General features: G+C 74.0%; 15 protein-coding genes. 5 read left to right on the top strand and 10 right to left on the bottom strand.

What is annotated here, in order from left to right; translation table 11 throughout:
* Positions 1-72: 72 nt before the first annotated feature.
* Positions 73-651: a TetR/AcrR family transcriptional regulator gene (locus ACFQ79_RS17735; RefSeq protein WP_383584302.1), complete on the top strand. Its 579-nt coding sequence runs from the start codon at positions 73-75 to the stop codon at positions 649-651.
* Positions 652-728: 77 nt separating this feature from the next.
* On the opposite strand, the gene ACFQ79_RS17730 is transcribed toward ACFQ79_RS17735, so the two are convergent.
* From ACFQ79_RS17730 to ACFQ79_RS17700, 7 genes are all read right to left on the bottom strand, one after another.
* Positions 729-2438: an acyl-CoA synthetase gene (locus ACFQ79_RS17730; protein ID WP_383584299.1), complete on the bottom strand. Its 1710-nt coding sequence runs from the start codon at positions 2436-2438 to the stop codon at positions 729-731.
* Positions 2435-5734, bottom strand: a complete 3300-nt coding sequence (locus ACFQ79_RS17725) for an FAD/NAD(P)-binding protein (RefSeq protein ID WP_383584296.1) — start codon at positions 5732-5734, stop codon at positions 2435-2437. The genes ACFQ79_RS17730 and ACFQ79_RS17725 overlap by 4 nt, the downstream gene beginning before the upstream one ends.
* The gene (locus ACFQ79_RS17720; protein ID WP_383584294.1) at positions 5731-6690 is read right to left on the bottom strand and encodes a cobalamin B12-binding domain-containing protein; all 960 of its coding nucleotides are present in this window, start codon (positions 6688-6690) and stop codon (positions 5731-5733) included. Before ACFQ79_RS17720 ends, ACFQ79_RS17725 begins: the two co-directional genes overlap by 4 nt.
* Positions 6691-6876: 186 nt before the next feature.
* Entirely contained in the window at positions 6877-7302 is a 426-nt protein-coding gene (locus tag ACFQ79_RS17715) for a cupin domain-containing protein (protein ID WP_383584291.1), read from the bottom strand.
* Positions 7295-8206: a sulfurtransferase gene (locus ACFQ79_RS17710; protein ID WP_383584289.1), complete on the bottom strand. Its 912-nt coding sequence runs from the start codon at positions 8204-8206 to the stop codon at positions 7295-7297. The genes ACFQ79_RS17715 and ACFQ79_RS17710 overlap by 8 nt, the downstream gene beginning before the upstream one ends.
* A 73-nt stretch (positions 8207-8279) precedes the next feature.
* The gene (locus ACFQ79_RS17705; protein ID WP_383584287.1) at positions 8280-8819 is read right to left on the bottom strand and encodes an HPP family protein; all 540 of its coding nucleotides are present in this window, start codon (positions 8817-8819) and stop codon (positions 8280-8282) included.
* 193 nt (positions 8820-9012) lie between these two features.
* A complete protein-coding gene (locus ACFQ79_RS17700; RefSeq protein WP_383584285.1) occupies positions 9013-10563 on the bottom strand; it encodes a vanadium-dependent haloperoxidase in 1551 nt (516 codons plus the stop codon).
* A gap of 329 nt (positions 10564-10892) precedes the next feature.
* Between ACFQ79_RS17700 and ACFQ79_RS17695 the strand changes: the two genes are divergently transcribed.
* Both ACFQ79_RS17695 and ACFQ79_RS17690 read left to right on the top strand, forming a co-directional pair.
* On the top strand, positions 10893-11393 hold the full coding sequence (locus ACFQ79_RS17695) for a hypothetical protein (protein WP_383584283.1): 501 nt from the start codon (positions 10893-10895) through the stop codon (positions 11391-11393).
* A 420-nt stretch (positions 11394-11813) separates the two neighbouring features.
* Complete coding sequence (locus ACFQ79_RS17690) at positions 11814-12464, top strand: ScbR family autoregulator-binding transcription factor (RefSeq protein WP_383584281.1); 651 nt, start codon at positions 11814-11816, stop codon at positions 12462-12464.
* 1 nt (position 12465) lies between these two features.
* Here the strand turns inward: ACFQ79_RS17690 and ACFQ79_RS17685 are convergent, their stop codons facing one another.
* From ACFQ79_RS17685 to ACFQ79_RS17675, 3 genes are read right to left on the bottom strand one after another with little or no spacing between them, the layout of a single operon-like run.
* Positions 12466-13230, bottom strand: coding sequence for an SDR family oxidoreductase (locus ACFQ79_RS17685; protein ID WP_383584279.1), 765 nt, complete (start codon positions 13228-13230; stop codon positions 12466-12468).
* A 23-nt stretch (positions 13231-13253) separates the two neighbouring features.
* On the bottom strand, positions 13254-14204 hold the full coding sequence (locus ACFQ79_RS17680) for an NAD-dependent epimerase/dehydratase family protein (protein WP_383584277.1): 951 nt from the start codon (positions 14202-14204) through the stop codon (positions 13254-13256).
* 14 nt (positions 14205-14218) lie between these two features.
* Positions 14219-15169 carry a ScbA/BarX family gamma-butyrolactone biosynthesis protein gene (locus tag ACFQ79_RS17675; protein WP_383584274.1) on the bottom strand — a complete coding sequence of 317 codons (951 nt, stop codon included), beginning with the start codon at positions 15167-15169 and terminating at the stop codon, positions 14219-14221.
* A 132-nt stretch (positions 15170-15301) separates the two neighbouring features.
* Here ACFQ79_RS17675 and ACFQ79_RS17670 point away from each other — a divergent pair, with 132 nt between their 5' ends.
* Both ACFQ79_RS17670 and ACFQ79_RS17665 read left to right on the top strand, forming a co-directional pair.
* Positions 15302-15982 (top strand): ScbR family autoregulator-binding transcription factor, encoded by a 681-nt coding sequence (locus ACFQ79_RS17670; protein ID WP_383584270.1) that lies wholly within the window; start codon positions 15302-15304, stop codon positions 15980-15982.
* Positions 15983-16110: 128 nt separating this feature from the next.
* Positions 16111-16217 (top strand): acyl-CoA dehydrogenase family protein (locus ACFQ79_RS17665; RefSeq protein ID WP_146250805.1); only part of this gene is annotated, 107 nt, incomplete at its 3' end.

Raw genomic sequence — 16217 nt, 5'->3', positions numbered from 1 at the left:
GCGCAACGGGAGGCCCGCACTCCCCTTTTGCTTGCAGGATCACCTATACGGCACCGAGTGGTACCGTCTGGTATGGCCACGAACGCGAAAGAACGGCTCCTCAGCGCGGCGGAGCGTCTGTTCTACGAAGAGGGGATCCGGGCCGTCGGCATCGAGCGGATCCTGTCCGAGTCCGGAGTGGGCCGCGCCTCCTTCTACCGCCATTTCCCCAGCAAGGACGATGTCGTCGTCGAAGTCCTGCGGCGCCGGGACGGCATGTGGCGCGCCTGGCTCGACGGCCGGATCGCGGTGAGCGAGCGCTCCCCCGAGGAGCTTCCGCTGGCCCTCTTCGACGGCCTCGCGGAACGCTTCGCCGCGGCCTCGTTCCGCGGCTGCGCCTTCATCAACACGATGGTCGAGACGGCCGATCCGGACAGCCCGGCCCACCATGTGGCGGCCGAGCACAAGGAGAAGGTCATCGCGGTCCTGGACCGCCTGCTCGCCGAGGGCGGCTACCGCGACCACGAGGCCCTGGCCCGCCAGCTGGCCCTGCTCGGCGACGGAGCGATCGTGACGGCCCTCCGCGAGGGCACACCGGAGGCGGCGGTACGGGCCAGGGGCGTCGCGGAGATCCTGCTCAGGACGGCGGAGAGGGAGACGGCGACGGTGTAGGGGCGGACGGGCGCCCGCCTACCCGCCCCTCGGGCGAGCGGCGGCGCCCCGGCCGGGCCCCTCCCGGCCGTCGGTCGTCAGCCCGTGACGGGCGCCCCCGGGTGCAGTTCGCTCCGCCGCACCTTGCCCGAGCGGGTGCGCGGAAGGCGGGCGATCACCTCGACGCCGCGCGGCACGAAGACCGGCGCCAGCCGCTCGGCGGCGAGCGCGAGCAGCTCCGCGCCGACGCGCCCGCGCGCCTCGGCGATCGACTCCCCTCGCTCCGGGCGGAGTTCCACGACCGCGTACGGGGCGAGGCCACCCTCAGGGTCCTCGCACGGCACCACCGCCGCGTCGGCCACCTCCGGGTGGGTGCGGAGCACCGCCTCGATCTCCATCGGGGAGACCCGGTGGCCGTGGGACTTGAAGACCTCGTCCATCCGGCCCAGCAGCCGGATCGAGCCGTCCGCACACCGCTCGCCCCGGTCACCCGTGCGGTACAGACCGTCGGCGAACACCTCCGCCGTGCGCTCGGGCAGCCCCGCGTACCCGCGCATGAGGCCGGGCGGACGCTCCGTCAGATCGACGCAGACCTCACCGGATTCGCCCCGCTCCCCCGTCTCGGGATCCCGCAGCACGATCCGGTAGCCGGGGAGCGGGTGCCCGAGCGGGGCGAGGGGTTCCGCGCCGCCGGGGGCGCGCCCGATGAGGGCGGTCGCCTCCGTCTGGCCGTAGCCGTCCCGGACCCGTACGCCCCACGCCGTCTCGATCCGCCTCACCGTCTCGGCGGTCAGCGGTTCTCCCGCCGCCGTCGCCTCACGCAGCCGGGGTGCCGCGGCGCCCCCGCTCACGTACGGGAGCAGGGACCGCCACGCGCTGGGCGGCGCGCAGAAGCTGGTGACGCGGTGCGCGGCGAGGGCGCCCGGCAGGACGGCCGGCGGGAGGCCGCCGTCCGGGGGCGCGAGCACGGTCGCCTCCGCCGCCCAGGGGACGAAGAAGCTCGACCAGGAGTGCTTGGCCCAGCCGGGCGCGGAGAGGTTGAGGTGCCGGTCGCCGGGGCGCAGGCCGCTCCAGTACAGGCTGGAGAGGTGCCCGACGCCGTATCCCGCGTGGCTGTGCTCGACGAGTTTGGGCAGCGAGGTCGTCCCGGAGGTGAAGTAGCAGAAGGACGGGTCGGCGGCGCGGGTCGGCCCGTCCGGGACGAAGCGGGGCCGCCCGGGGCCACGGGTGTCGGGGTACGGGACCCAGCCGGCCCGGTGTGCGCCGCCGACGGCCATCCGGACACCCGGCACCGCTCCCGCACCTGGCAACTCGTCGATCAGCGAGATGAGTTCGGGTGCGCTCACCACGTGCCGGATCCCGCCCCTGTCGATCCGGTCGGCCGCCTCGGCCGCGGTCAGGTCCTGGTAGCCGGGGACGACGACCGCGCCGAGCTTGACGCAGCCGAGCAGGGTCTCCCACAGCTCGACGCGGGTGCCGAGCAGGATCAGGACGCGGTCACCCCGTACGACCCCGTGCGCGCGCAGCGCCGTGGCCAACGCGTCCGAGCGGGCCGAGAGTTCGGCGAACGAGGCCCGGTCGACGACGGGGACGCCGCCGTCCGGCCCCGGGTGGCCGAGGAGTTCGAGCGCCGGCCGGTCGTTGCCCTCGGCGATGGCGTCGAACCAGTCGAGGGCCCAGTTGAAGTGCAGGGCGCGCGGCCACCGGAAGGCGGCACGGGCCGCCTCCCGGTCGCCGCGCAGCCGTAGCAGCAGGTCCCGCGCGGCCCGGTACTCCTCGTGGGCGGGTGTTCCGGCGGCGCCGTTCACCTCATGCCCCCGAGCGGCCCGCGGCCGGGCGCCGGTCGGCCGGCCCGCGCGGCCCCCGGTTCCGCCGCGCCCTTCACCAGTGCCTCGGCGATCGCGTCGGCGTCCCGCGTGAACGAGCCCCACAGGCCCGGCCGGCCGCTGCCCACCTGCGTGAACCAGCGGGTGAACTCGCTCGGGATGCCCAGGACATGGGTGCCGGTGTCCACCGAGCCGTCGGCCCGCACCGGGTGGAACGGGGAGTCGGTGCAGTCCAGGCCGCCGGTGGCGAACTCTCCCGCTCCGTCGGCGGCGTTGGTGAAGGTACGGATCTCCCCGTCCGCCATCAGGCAGCGGATCAGCGGGTCCCGGTCGGCGGTCAGGTCGGTGCCCGGCACCCGGGCGTCCACGACCACGTCCAGCGGCACCCAGGAGTTCTCCACCTGCGCCGACTCCACCACGAAGCGTCCTTCGACGGGATCCGCGCCGAACCGGGCGCCGGGGCCCACCGGTTCGAGGACCCCGGCCGCGAGCAGCGCGAGGAACTGTTCCGAGCGCAGCTGCGGCGGCCCGGTCGAGACCATCGCCGCGATCGGGCCGAACTCGGCGAGGAACCAGCGGTGCGAGGCGGGGGTGAGTCCGCCGAAGTCGACGACGCCGCGGATCGTCTGCCGGACGTCCCTGAGGACGTCGGCGGCCGCCTTCAGGGGCCCGTCGGCGTTGCCCTGGCGCGCCTCGAAGAGGTCGGCGCGCAGCCACTCGGTGAGCACCTTGTGGTACTCGGCGGGGGAGCCGAAGCGTCGGCTGCCGAACGGCCGGGCGAGCGCGTCGAGTCCGGCGATCGGCCGGGCGTCGACGCGGTGCCCGGCGGCGAGCCGTTCCAGGACTCTGAGGTCGGGCCGGCCGTCGGGCCGGTCGGAGAGGGCCTGCGCACCGCGCTCGGTGAACTCGTCGGCGGCCTCCGGACCGTGGACCTGGCGGATGCGGGTGGCGAGGAGGACGAGGTTGACCTCGGCGAGCAGCCAGGGCAGGACAGACTCCTCGAAGTCGAGCGGCGCCTGCTCCGCCCGTAGCGCGGCCATCCGCCCGGCGGTGAACAGCCTTGCCCGGTAACGGTGTTCGGGCGCCTTCTGGTTGGCTCCCCGGGTGAGCAGGGGCACTCCCCCGCGTGAACCCGCGAGGATCCTGGGCTCCTTGCCGCTGGGCAGGTACAGCAGCCCTTCGCAGCCCTCGGTGAAGGTGCCGCCCCGTCCCAGGGTGAGTTCGGTGAGGATGTCGTAGAAGGTGAGCCCCATGCCGAGGATGCCGACGCTCGCGCCGGCGGGGATCTCGGCGAGCGGCATCTCGCTCGCCGAGCCGCCGGCGATGTGACGGACGGGGCGGGCGGGTGTGCTGTGTGCGCGGGCGAACCGGGTCCAGGCGCGCTGGTCCGCGTCGGGCTCGTTGACGGGATGGCCGGTGGCGAGGACCAGCCGGTCGACGGTGAGGACGTCACCGCGGTCGAGTCTCAGCCGGTGGGCGGCTCCGTCGGCGCCGTCCTTCCCGCGCACCCGGTCCGCGCAGATCACCCGGGCGGGGACGCGGTGGACGGTGAGGGAGGGCGGCAGCGTCTCCTCGATCCGCCGCATGACATGGGTGAGGTAGCGGCCGTAGACCGCGCGGGGTGCGTACCCCTCGGGCTCGGCTCCCGCCGGGTCGTCCTCCGCCCACCACTCGCCGAGGGACGGTCCGGCGCCGGGCCGGTGCGGTCCTTCGTCGGCCGGCCCGGAGAACATGGTGACCTCCTGGGCCGGGGTGTTCATCAGGAACCACGGCGACTGGTCCGTCCGCCAGATCCGCCCGGCCCCCGCCTCGTACGGATCCACGGCGAAGACCTCGATCGGCCGGGCGGGCGGCGTCTCGGCGCAGCGGGCCGCGAGCCGCTCCAGTACGGACAGGCCGCGCGGGCCCATGCCGACGCACGCGATCCGCAGCGGCTCCGCGGACGGCGCGGGGGTGTCCCGCGGCGCCGGCTCCGGCGGCGGGTTCGCGGCCGCGGCCTGGTCGTGCTCACGGGCGACCCGGCCGAGCATGCCGGAGAGCTGGCGTGAGGTCATGGGAACGGTCCTCCTGCTGGTCGTGAGCAGCGGCAGCGCGCCCAGATCCGTCCAGTGCAGGCGCCCGTCCGGTGCGACGGTGGACCGGACGGCGCCCCGGTTGTCGGGGTGCAGGCAGAACGGCACGTCGAGGAGGCCTCGGTCGAAGGCCTTGAGCAGGGCCACGCCGAGGTCGTCGGAGAGCCCGAGGACGGCGGTGACCAGGGCGCGGGCCTCGACGAGCGTCTCCTCGGCTTCGGCCTCGGCGGCGGACCTGGCGCCCTGGTGCGTGGCGCGCCGGGGCGCGGAGCGGGCGGCGTCGGCGGCGATGCGCAGGGCGGTCAGGTTCTCCTCGACGGTCGGGATGCGGTGCGCCTCGGTCTCGGTCTTCACGATCAGGCGCTGGGCCCCGCCCCGTACGGCCAGTTCGGCGCTGCGGCGCAGCAGCAGCCGGGCGCCGGGCACGGTCCTCGGGTAGACGCCCATGTAGGTGTAGAGCACGATGTGGCGGTCGACGGACGGCGGAAGGAACTCGTCGGCGAGCAGGCGCAGCGCGGCGAGGGCGCCGGTGTCCTGGGCGGGATGGGTCTGCTGGGCGTAGCTGAGCGAGACGCTGGTGGCGCCGTTGGCCGCGAAGAACAGGCACTCCAGGAGCGAGACGGCGACGAGCAGCGACGGCGGGCAGAGCTGGCCGAGGAGGCAGCCGCCGAAGGATTCGAGATGGGCCCGTCGGCCGTGCGCGCGGCTCTCCTCGGTGAGGAACTGGACGGAGTCGCGCCAGGCGGCGACGGATTCGGCGAGCGGGGTACGGCCGTAGGGCAGGCAGTACGAGACGGGGCCGCCCTCGGAGGCGGCGAGCCCGGCGGCGGCCATGGTGCGGAAGATGGCCAGCGGGTCCGCGGAGCCGTGCCGGACCTGGACGGGCGTGCCGCGTCCGGCCGCGGCGGCGACCCGCGCGGTGGTCTTCGGGCCGTGGCTGACCAGCGGGAAGCCGTTGAGGGGCCGGCCGGAGCGCAGCGCAGCGGTGGCGGCGGCGTGGTCGCCGACGCGGGTGTAGCTGTCGATGGTGAGGGTGGCGACGGTCCTTTCGGTCAGGGCGGCGACGGCGGCGACTCCGCCGGCCATCACCTCGGGCGCGACCATCCCCATCCGGGGCTGGACGACCAGTTCACCGGCCGCGGCCGACTCCTGGACGAAGGCGCCGAGATCACCGGGGGCGAGCGGGGGCGGGGCGGAGGTCGTCAAGCCGCGGCCCGCCCGGTACACGCGCCGCCGAGGTCGGCCAGCCGGCGCAGCAGGGCGGTGGGCGGGGTGCCGTCCGCGTACACCTCGTCGTATCCGGCGTCGAGGAGTTCGCGGGTGCGGGTGGCGGCGCCCTCCGGGGAGATGCCGAGGAGCCCGCCGATGACCATGGGGAGGGTGCGGGTCTTGCGGTCGGCGCGCAGGGCGCGGGCGGCGCGCAGCCCGTCCTGGTGGCCGTGGCCGTTGACGGAGGAGAGCACGACGAGATCGGGGCTGGTCATCCGGGCGGTGTCGACGAGCAGTTGCTCGGGGACGCAGGGGCCCAGGTTGAGCACGGAGTGTCCGTGCTCCTCCAGGAAGAGCTGGAGGTGGACGAGGTTCCAGGTGTGGGCGTCGGACGAACCGGTGGTGAGCAGCACCCGGCGGGAGGGCTCGGGACTGCTGCGCAGGGGCTGGGGCCGTGCGGACGGGGTCATGGCGTCTCTCTCCGGAAGGGTGCGGGTGGTCGGGCGGGTGGTCGGGCGGGTGTACGGGCGGGTGTACGGGGTCGGTGCGGGCGCGACGCGGTCGCCGTGCGGGCGGCTCGGCTCGGCTCGGTGCGTTTCGGCCGGGCTCGCGCATCGGCCGGGGCGCGCCTCGTCGTGGGCGCGCCCCGGCTCGCGGCGCGGGGAGGCCGTCGGGACGTGCGCGGCGGGACGGCGGGCCCGGGCCCGTACCGACGCGAGCGGGACGTCGTACGGAGCGGGCGGTGTGTCCGTACGGACACGGGTGGGGCGGTATTCGGGCGCGAGTTCGGGCGCGAGCGACGTGGTACGCGGGCTGCGGCCGCGCGAGGCGAGTCCCTGCCCGATCCGGGCCGGGCGCCGCGCGCGTACGGGTCGGGGGTCCGGCGTGTACGGGGCCGGGGGTCCGGCACGTACGGGCCGGGGGTCCTGCTCCCGTAGGAGGTCGGGGTCCAACCCCCGTACGAGGTCGGGGTCCGGCCCGTACGAGGTCGGACGAGGTGGGTGACCCGCGGGCGGCGGGCCGGGGCCCTGCCGCGCAGGGGTCGGGGCCGCCGGGCCCCCGGGCGGGCCCGGTGGCCCCGTGAGCGTGCGGGGGTCCTGGCCTTCGCACGTGCCCGGGGAATGCCAGAGGGGGGTGGCTCAGGCGCCGGGGACCCCGGCGCCGACGCCCGTGGTGATCTCGCCGGCCGCGGGGGTGCGGGCGGCCGCCGGGCGGGCGCGGACGGCGAGGACGGTGCAGCCCTCGGCGCTTGACATCTGGTGCCGGGTGCCCGGTTCCTCGACGACGAGGTCGCCGCGGTGGAAGCGGCGCCCGTCGCTGTGGTCGAGGGTGCCGTCGAGGACGAGCATCAGCTCGTGGCCGAGGTGCTCGTGGAAGTCGCCGTGCGCGCCGGGCGGGAAGCGCAGCAGCAGTGAGGCGGAGTCCTCGTCCTCGGCCGGGTCGGGGCCCCAGAGGACGACGAACTCGACGCCGACGCGTCCGGGTTCGGTCCAGGGCACCCAGGGCAGGTCGGTCTGGTCGAAGCCGTTGCGGAGCACGTTGGGGTAGACGGTCACGTCAGGCATGGGCGCGGACCTCCGAGGCGGCGTCGCGCTGGGCGACGATGGACGGGATGCCGTCGGGGCCCCACGGCTCGGGCCCGTTGACGATGGGGGCGCCGATGAGCGATCCGAACTCGCGCCAGGCGCCGTCGTAGTTGCGGATGCCGGGGAGGCCGAGGAGCTCGCTCAGCACGAACCAGCTGTGCGCGGAGCGCCAGCCGACCCGGCAGTAGACGACGGTCGGGACGTCGGTGCGGACCCCTGCGTAGGCGGCGGCCAGCTCCGCGTCGTCCCGGAAGGTGCCGTCGGGACGGACGGCGGTGTGCCAGGGGATGTGCTCGGCGGAGAGGGCGTGACCGCAGCGCACACCGAGGTCCTCGGGCACGCCGGGCGGGGTGTTGCTCTGCCCGAGGTACTCCTCCAGGGAGCGGACGTCGAGGAGCTGGTGGCGTCCGATGTGGTCGAGCATGTCCTCGCGGCGGGCGCGGATCGTCTCGTCGGCGGCCGGTACGGGGTACGTGACCGGCTCGCGCGACGGTACGTCCCGGGTGAGGGCGCCGCCGAGCGCCTCCCAGCGGAGCCGGCCGCCGTCGAGGATCCGCAGCTCCCGGTGGCCGTACAGGGTGAACTGCCAGTATCCGGCGGCGGCCCACCAGTTGTTGTTGCCGCTGAGGAGGACGACGGTGTGGTCGGCGGAGATGCCGTGCCGGCCGAGGAGCCCGGCGAAGGCCTCGGGGCCGATGACGTCCCTGCGGACCGGGTCCTGGAGGTCGCCGGTCCAGTCCAGGCGGACCGAGCCGGGGATCCGGCCCGGTTCGCCGCCGCCGTCGGTGATCTCGACGAGGACCGTGTTCTCGTCCCCGGCCGCGGGGTCGCGCAGCTGTTCCATGATCTGCTCGCAGCTGACGAGCAGTCTGTCTCGGTTCACGAGCGCCTCCGTTGAGGGTGGGTACGCGGAAGTGCGGGCGGGACAGGGGTGGTTCGGCGCCGGCGGGCGCCGGTCACCACCAGTAGGCGGGGTACTTGCCGATCACTCCGAGGCGGGAGGCGAGCAGGCCCACCAGGACGAGCAGACCGCTGCCGACGGCGAGAAGGACCAGGAAGCGCAGCGGCGCGGGGTCCTGGAGGACGGCGAGTACGGCGGTGGCCGCGGCGGGCGCGTGGACGGCGCGCAGAAGCAGCATGAGGCCGACGCTGAGGCCGGCCGCGACGGCCGCCACCCAGAGGGAGCGGCCGAACAGGGCGACGGCGACGAGGCCGAGGACGCCGGAGCCGACCTGCCCGAGCATGACGCCCCGGGGCTGCGCCGGAGGCAGCACCGGGGTGCTGCAGATGATCATGGCGGTGGCGGCCAGCGGGGCGATCATCAGGAGTTGGCCGGTGGCCTCGCCGAGGGCGACCAGGAACACCAGGGACACGACGGTGGCGAGGGTGCCGAGGGCGGCGGGCCGGCTGCCGGGGAAGGGCGGGGCGCCGCCCGCCCAGCGGCTGCGGGCGGGCGGGGGCGCCGCACCCGCGGGGGTCTGGGTCTGGTTGCTCACGGCGTTCTCTCCTTGGCGGGGCGGGGCGGGGCGGGACGGAGGCAGGGCAGGCGGGGCGGGCGAGGCGGGTGGGACGGAGGCAGGGCAGGCGGGGCTGGCGGCAGGCGGGGCGGATGCGCGGCAAGGGGGCGGTGGACGGCGGACGGCTCGCCCCGCGGGTGCCTGCTCCACCGCGGGACGGGCCTGCCCGGGGTCAGCGGTGGGTGCCGCCGAAGTAGCGCATGGCCTGGCGGTGGACGACCTTGCCGATGCGGTGGCCCATCTCGATGCCGGGCTCGTTGTCGAAGCTCCAGTGCATGCCGCCGTAGACCCGGGAGATGCCGGCCTGCCGGGCGGCCTCGCTGAAGGTGGGCCAGTGCAGGACGACGTCGGTGCGCGGGGTGAGGCCGGGCTCGACGGTGGAGGCGCCCGCCTTGAAGCGGTACGAGTCGCCGAAGGAGTCGGAGCCGGTGAAGCGGCGGAGGAACTCGGCGGCGGCGCCGGAGAAGGTGCTGTGTCCGGAGACGGTGGCCGGGAAGGGCGGAACGGCCACGTACGCCTGCCAGTCGACGCCGTCCATGGTGACGGTGCCCCGGCCGGGGCCGCCCCAGGAGCGGATCTGCCGGCCGCGCTGGTCGAACGGGATGAGGGTGGAGGGGCGCGCGAAGTCGTACTGGGCCTTGACGGCCCAGGAGCCGATGGCGGCGTCGCACTCGGCCATGTTGAGGCCGAAGAAGATCTGGGCGTCCTCGTCGACCCCGTGGCCGTCGCGGGCGGAGACGTACCGTCCCCACATCTGCTGGGCGCCGGGCGGGGTGACGTCGTCGTTGAGCCAGAACTCGGCGATGGCCTTCTGCTCGTCCGTCAGACGGGCGCTGATGTCGAGGAGTTCCTCGATGGCGGCCGTCATCCGGACCGAGGGGTACGCGGGCGGGGCGGCGACCGTGAACTGGTCGGGGCGGGACAGCGCGAACGGCCGCATCACGGCGAACTGCGGGGTGAGGTAGCGCTGGGTCTTGCCGCCGACGATCAACGGGGTCCAGTGCGCCGGGTCGGTGACGGTGGCCGGGTCGAAGGCCCCGGCGGTCTGCGGGCTGTTGCGCGGCTGGTAGCCGGTGGTGTCCGAGTACGCCGGGGTGCCGAGCTGGTTGGCGCCGTCGGCGTGGCGGTGGTCGAGGACGGCCTGCGCGGTGCGGCGGCCGATCCAGGCGGGGCTGTCGCGGCGGGGATCGGTGAGCTCGGGGTCGTGGCCGAGGCTGCGGAGCATGTTGTCGATGGCGACCTTGTACTCGGGGTACAGGTCGAGCAGGGCGAGGTGGGCCGCGTAGCTGATGGCCTCGTTCTTGTTGTCGAGGGTGCGCTCGGAGCGGGGCCGGCGCAGGGCGCCGCCGAAGCGGGTGCCGACGGCACAGCGGTCGTAGCAGGCCCAGGCGTCGTAGATGGCGTTGTGGATGATCGCGAGGGCCCGGGCGTTCACGGTGGCGGGGCCGAAGCGGTTGCCGGCGGCCTGGTAGCGGCCGAGGATCGCGTCCATCGCGGCCTGGTTCCAGCGGATGACCACGCTGGGGTCGGTCACGCTGCCGGGCCGGCGGCGGCCGGTGCGCGTCTCCGCCTCGAAGCTGGTGGGCACGGCCCACGCCGCGCTGCCGGGCAGGGCGAGCGCCCCGGCCGCGGCGGCCGACGTGGTGAGCACCCGGCGCCGGGTGAGGGCGGTGCGGGCCGCGGGGGTCGTGGTGGAGGCGGGGGCGGCGGGTCGGTGGGACATCCGTGGATTCCTTCGCATGCTGCCGGGAGCGGATGGACGCGGATCGAGCCGATGGATCACACACAAACTCGAACAGTGCTCAGGCTGGCGAGATTTGATCGCGGGCGGCAACGCCCGATCGACTTCTTCCATCGCGGGCATGCAAGGAACCGATGGGCGTCGCGGGGGCGCTCGGGACGTGGTTAGCGTGGCCCACGGCGTCGGATCCTCCTGCCGGGATTTCGGCGTGATCCGAACGGTCCGCGCCCCGGCTCCGCCCCACCCGGCCTCGATCCGCCCGCACGGCCCCGCCCGGCCCCCGCGTCGACTCGTGATGGAGATGCCCGCGCATGACCCTTTCCTCGCAGGTGATCCCTGCCGCCACCCCTTCCGCCCCGGGGACCGCCACCCCGCCGGCCGGTTCCCCCGCTCCCCTCGGCCGCTTCGACCGGCTCGCGCCACGGCTGCACCGGTACGGCCTGGCGATGCTCGGGGCCGGACTCGGCGGCGTGTTCGTGTGGTTCGGGATCCTCAAGGTCATCGGGCTCAGCCCGGCGGCCGCGCTCGTCGTCGACGTCCTGCCGTTCCCCGCGGGCGGCTGGTTCGTGCCCGCGCTGGGCTGGGCCGAAGTGGCGCTCGGCCTCTGGCTGATGTCGGGGCGCGTCCGCGCGCTGGCCCTGCCGGTGCTGACCGCCCACCTCTGCGGCACCTTCGCGGTGCTCGTCCTCACCCCGGCGGTGGCCTTCGCCCACTCCAACCCGTTGCTGCTCACGCTGGTCGGCGAGTTCGTCGTCAAGAACGTGGTGCTGCTCGCGGGAGTGGTCGTGGTGACGACCCGCCCGCACCGCTGAGTCCGTACGCCTCCTCGGGGAGCCGCCCGCACCGCTGAGTCCGTACGCCTCCTCGGGGAGCCGCCCGCACCGCTGAGTCCGTACGCCTCCTCGGGTAGCCGGCTGCCCTCCGCGCCCACGGAGCCGTCGTCGCACCTCCTCTGAGTGGTCGACAAACCTGTGGCTCGGTTTGCGCGTTGGGATGCACCATGACCCACGGAGGAGTGCCCACGCCCACGGTCGCCATCCAACTCACCACCCCCGTACGTGTTCCGTACCCGTCGGAGAAGGAGCCCGGTCACCCACCCGCACCGAAGCGCTCGATGACGCACCCAAACCCCGTACAATACCAAGCAGTCGGTTTGGAGTCGTCGAACGGAACGGCGCGACGGGGCGGGCACGCCCGTGCCACCGCGACGCACGGTGCTACTGGAGCCACGGGTGACCAAACAAGAGCGGGCCGCGCGGACCCGCGAGGCGCTGATCACGTCGGCGGCCAGGGAGTTCGACCAGCACGGCTACACCCTGGCCAAGCTGTCGGCGATCAGCACGGGCGCGGGGGTGAGCCCCGGCGCGCTCCACTTCCACTTCGAGAACAAGCCCGCGGTGGCCGCGGCCGTCGAACACGAGGCGTCCACCGCCCTGCGCAGGACGGCCCGGATCATGTACCGGCAGGGATCCAACGCCCTGCAGAACCTCGCCGACACCACACACGCCCTGGCCCGGCTGCTCCGTGAGAACGTCGTCGTCCGCGCGGGATACCGGCTCAGCTGCTCCCGGGGCTGTCGTACGGACCTGAACCTGCGCCAGGAGTGGCAGAGCTGCGTCCAGCAGCGGCTCGCGGAGGCGGCCGACGAAGGTCTGCTCGCCACCGGCCACGGCGGTCAGCAGGACCTCGTCCGCACGGTGGTGGCCGCCACCGTCGGCCTGGAGGCCCTGTGCCGGGAGAACAACGAGTGGCTGTCCCCCGACACGGTCACCGGCCTGTGGCGAACGCTCCTGCCGATGCTGGCCGCCCCCGGCACGCTCGCCGGCCTGGAAGCGGCGGGCAGCTCGGCCGCGACCGGTCGCGCACACGCACCGGTGGGCTGACTCAGAGCGCGGTCCCTCCCGTGGCATCCACGTTCTGGCCGGTGATCCAGCGCGCGTCGTCGGAGACGAGGAAGCCGACCACGTCCGCGACGTCGGCCGGCGCCCCGATCCGGTTGAAGACCGAGAGCGCCGCGAGGGCCGCGCTCGCCTCCGGGGTCGCCCTGCGCCGCGCGTTCATGTCCGTCGCGATGTAGCCGGGGGCCACGGCGTTGACCGTGATCCCCCGGGGCCCCAGCTCCTTGGCGAGGGCGAGGGTCATGGTGTCGACGGCACCCTTGGTCATCGCGTAGGTGACCGAGTCCGGAAAGGCGTGCCTCGTCGCCGCCGAGGAGATGTTGACGATCCGGCCGCCGTCCCGCAGCCGGTCGAGGCCCCGCTGGATGAGGAAGAGCGGGGCCTTCACGTTGATCGTGAACAGCCGGTCGAACGCCTCGGTGGTGAGCTGCTGGATGCGGCCCGAACCGCTGGCGGCGGCGTTGTTGACGAGGATGTCGAACCCAGGACCCTCGTCGCGCTCCGCCAGGCCCGCGTCCAGGGCGGCGTAGAACGCGTCGACGGCGCCGGGCGCTTCGAGGTCCGCGCGGAACGCGAAGGCCCGGCCGCCCCGCCCCTCGATGATCTCCACCGTCTCGCGGGCGGCCTTCTCGTTGCTGCCGTAGTGGACGGCCACCAGGGCTCCGTCCCTGGCCAGCCGCTCGGCGATGCCTCTTCCGATGCCTCGGCTCGCACCTGTGACGATCGCGGTCCTGCCGGCCAGCACGGGCATGTCGGTGGTGCCTTCCTTCTTGTTCAGGAGTGGTCGAGGAGACCGCTGTACCACGGAACGTGGTCGGCGAACCCCGCGGTGAAGCCCGGCCCGGGGTCGCAGCCCAGCTCCCGCCAGGGGCGGTCGTCCGCGAACCAGTGGTCGGTGGCGAGCATGTCCAGATGGTGCTGGGCGAAGGGGACTCCGGCGAACAGCGCCCGGGCGGTGGCGACGTCCACCACCGCGTCCCGGACCCTCCCGGTCCGCCGCGTGAGCAGTTCCTCGCCGGCCGCGAGCAGCTCCCCGACCGGGACCGGATCGGGGTGCTGGACGTAGTACGGACCCGGCTCGGTCACCGGCGAGAGCGCGGCGCCCACCAGGGCGCCGGCCAGGCTCCCGACATCGATCAGGGAGTGCAGCGAGGCTCCGCCGTCGAGAGGTCCGGGCAGGGCGGCGAGGAGCCGGACCAGGCCGGGGATCACCTGCCGGTCGCCGGTGCCGTAGACGAGATGGGGCCGCAGGACGGTCCCTCCGGCGTCCATGACGTGCCGGTCGCCGGCCGCCCGGGTGCGACTGGTCGCCGAGACCGGGGCCGGCGGCAGGGTGCCGGGCGCGGCGGCCCGGAAGGGGCCGCGGCCGTGGACGGACGCGGTGCTCAGCGAGACGATCCGGGTCACCCCGGCGGCCACGGCGGCGTCGACCAGGGCGCGGGTGCCCTCGTCGTTGACCGTGCGGGCCAGTTCCGCGTCGCCGCCGATCGCCGAGGCGCAGTGGATCAGGACGTCGATCCCCTCGCAGGCGCGACGGAGCGAGCCGGGGTCCCGGAGGTCGCCGGGCACGGTCTCCGTCCCCGGCCCGGAGAGTTCCTCCGGGACGGCCGCCGGTGTACGGGCGAGCAGGCGTACGTGCGCGGGTTCCTTCGCCGACGCCGCCGTCGTCGCCACCCGGGCGCCGATGAATCCGGTCGCGCCGGTGATCAGAATGCGTGGGCCCATCGTTCCGCTCCGGTTCAGCCCGCCAGCCGGCGGTCGACGCCGGCTCCTGCCACGGCGAGTTCCGGGGACGGGGAAGCGAGCGTGCACACGAAGACCGGCATGCCCTCCTGCCGGCCCGTGACCCGGACCACGGTCGTCGGGCGGCCGGGGGTGGGGACGACCTCGGCCTCGATCCAGCAGGGGGTGTCGAGTTCGGCGTAGCGCTCGAAGGAGACGTTCACGGCGGTGGGCAGGAACGGTCCGCCGCCGGTCGTCATCACCGCGGCCTGCCGGGCGGCTTCGAGGAGCATCATGCCGGGCGCGTGATCGTTCTGGCGCCGGAAGAGTATGGAGTGGTCGGTGTCGACCCTCAGCCGCCACTGGCCCGCCCGGGTACCGGGACCGAGGACGACGTCCTGCGGTCTGCGGCGGCCCACCAGGTGCGGAGCGACCCCCTGGACCAGGGGGACGGGTCTGCCGAGCGCCGCCATCCGGTCGCCCCGGAGCCGGCGGTAGGCGGCGGCCGAGGTGTACCCGGCGAGGCCGCCGCCGGTGGCGAGCGGGCGCCCGCCCCGGGTGAGCCGCACGAGGGTGGGCAGGTTCCTCGCACGGCCGCGGCGGCTGCCCAGGTCGGGGAAGTGGATGTCGACGGTGACGTTCGACGGGAGGCCGTTGACGGCCAGTGCCGCGGGGTCGGCGGTGAAATGGAGGTCCCACATGACGAACTGGTCGTCCACGGGTACCCCCAGTTCCGCATGAGCGACGAGCATGGTGGCCTGGCGTATCGTCTCGGCCACCAGAACGGGGTCGTGCCGGTCCCCGGTCATCGGAGCGAAGAAGGGATGTGAGGCGGGCCAGTGAGCAGAGACGGAGAATCGGTTCTCTCCCCGCTGCGTCCAGCCGGTGGGAAAGATGTCGGCGGGGTCGGCTCGGTGGACGAACTCCCCGGGGACGTGCGTCGTCGCTCCGCGGCAGTTCTGATCCATGGTTTCCCCTCGCATCCCCGCGCACCCCTGGGTGGCAGACCCACCCGCCGTAGAGAATACGTACAGCGCGGTTTTCTTTTCAATGCTTCACGTCACACGTCGAGCACAGTCAGCGATACAGCAGGAGGCGCCTTGGCACAGCAAGCGCGTGCAATCCGAACCCGGCGGGCGATCCTGGAGTCGGCCGCAGCCGTCTTCGCGGAGCGTGGCTACGAGCGCACGACCATCGGGGAGATCTTGGTGCGCGCCGGGGTGACCAAGGGGGCTCTGTATTTCCACTTTGCTTCCAAGGAAGATCTGGCCCTCGGCGTGCTCGACGCCCAGATGCTGGACGAGCCCCTCACGCCGCAGCCGGTGAAGCTCCAGGAGCTGGTGGACCAGGGCTTCCTCCTCGCCCACCGGCTGCAGCGTGACGCGCTGGTGCGCGCGAGCGTGGCACTGGCCCTCGACAGCGGCGCGACCGGGGTCGACCGGGCGGCTCCGTTCAAGGCCTGGATCGACCAGGTCTCGGAGGTCCTGACGGTGGCGAAGGCCCGCGGGGAGCTCCTCGTCCATGTCGACGTGACGGACACGGCCGAACTGTTCTCGGGTGCCTTCGCAGGCATCCAGACCATGTCCCAGATCCTGTGCGATCGCAAAGATCTCACCCACCGCGTTCTGGTGCTGCTCCGCCACGTGCTGCCGACGATCTGCACCCCGGCCCTGCTGACCACGCTCGAGATGACCGAGGAGCGCGCACGGCGGCTGGCCGCCGAGTACGACCTGCAGCGGCTCAAGAGGGGGGACGGAAACCTCGCGGACACCTCTGCTTAAGAAAACCGACCAACCGGTCCCCTGAGCGCCCCGACGCAGATCTGCGTCGGGGCGCTCTGGCATCATGGCACTGAGTGTGTTTTGCTGAGGGTACTCAGTGCCACAAGCGTCTAGGGGAGCTCCACATCATGGGCAAGGACTTCGACCTGTATCGGCCCTCCGAGGAGCACGACATGCTCCGGGAGTCGGTGCGTGCGCTCGCGGAGGCGAAGATCGTGCCGTTCGCCGCGGCGGT

It is taken from the genome of Streptomyces sp. NPDC056480 (genome assembly GCF_042795405.1).
In the GTDB taxonomy this organism is placed as follows: domain Bacteria; phylum Actinomycetota; class Actinomycetes; order Streptomycetales; family Streptomycetaceae; genus Streptomyces.
Note: the sequence above shows the minus strand (reverse complement) of the source record. Positions and strands in the feature narration are given on the sequence as shown.

What these genes read in the sequence shown, in the direction of transcription:
- ACFQ79_RS17735 (WP_383584302.1), top strand. Translation starts at nt 73, where the DNA reads ATGGCCACGAACGCGAAAGAACGGCTCCTCAGCGCGGCGGAGCGTCTG.
- ACFQ79_RS17715 (WP_383584291.1), bottom strand. Translation starts at nt 7,302, where the DNA reads ATGCCTGACGTGACCGTCTACCCCAACGTGCTCCGCAACGGCTTCGAC.
- ACFQ79_RS17700 (WP_383584285.1), bottom strand. Translation starts at nt 10,563, where the DNA reads ATGTCCCACCGACCCGCCGCCCCCGCCTCCACCACGACCCCCGCGGCC.
- ACFQ79_RS17695 (WP_383584283.1), top strand. Translation starts at nt 10,893, where the DNA reads ATGACCCTTTCCTCGCAGGTGATCCCTGCCGCCACCCCTTCCGCCCCG.
- ACFQ79_RS17685 (WP_383584279.1), bottom strand. Translation starts at nt 13,230, where the DNA reads ATGCCCGTGCTGGCCGGCAGGACCGCGATCGTCACAGGTGCGAGCCGA.
- ACFQ79_RS17680 (WP_383584277.1), bottom strand. Translation starts at nt 14,204, where the DNA reads ATGGGCCCACGCATTCTGATCACCGGCGCGACCGGATTCATCGGCGCC.
- ACFQ79_RS17675 (WP_383584274.1), bottom strand. Translation starts at nt 15,169, where the DNA reads ATGGATCAGAACTGCCGCGGAGCGACGACGCACGTCCCCGGGGAGTTC.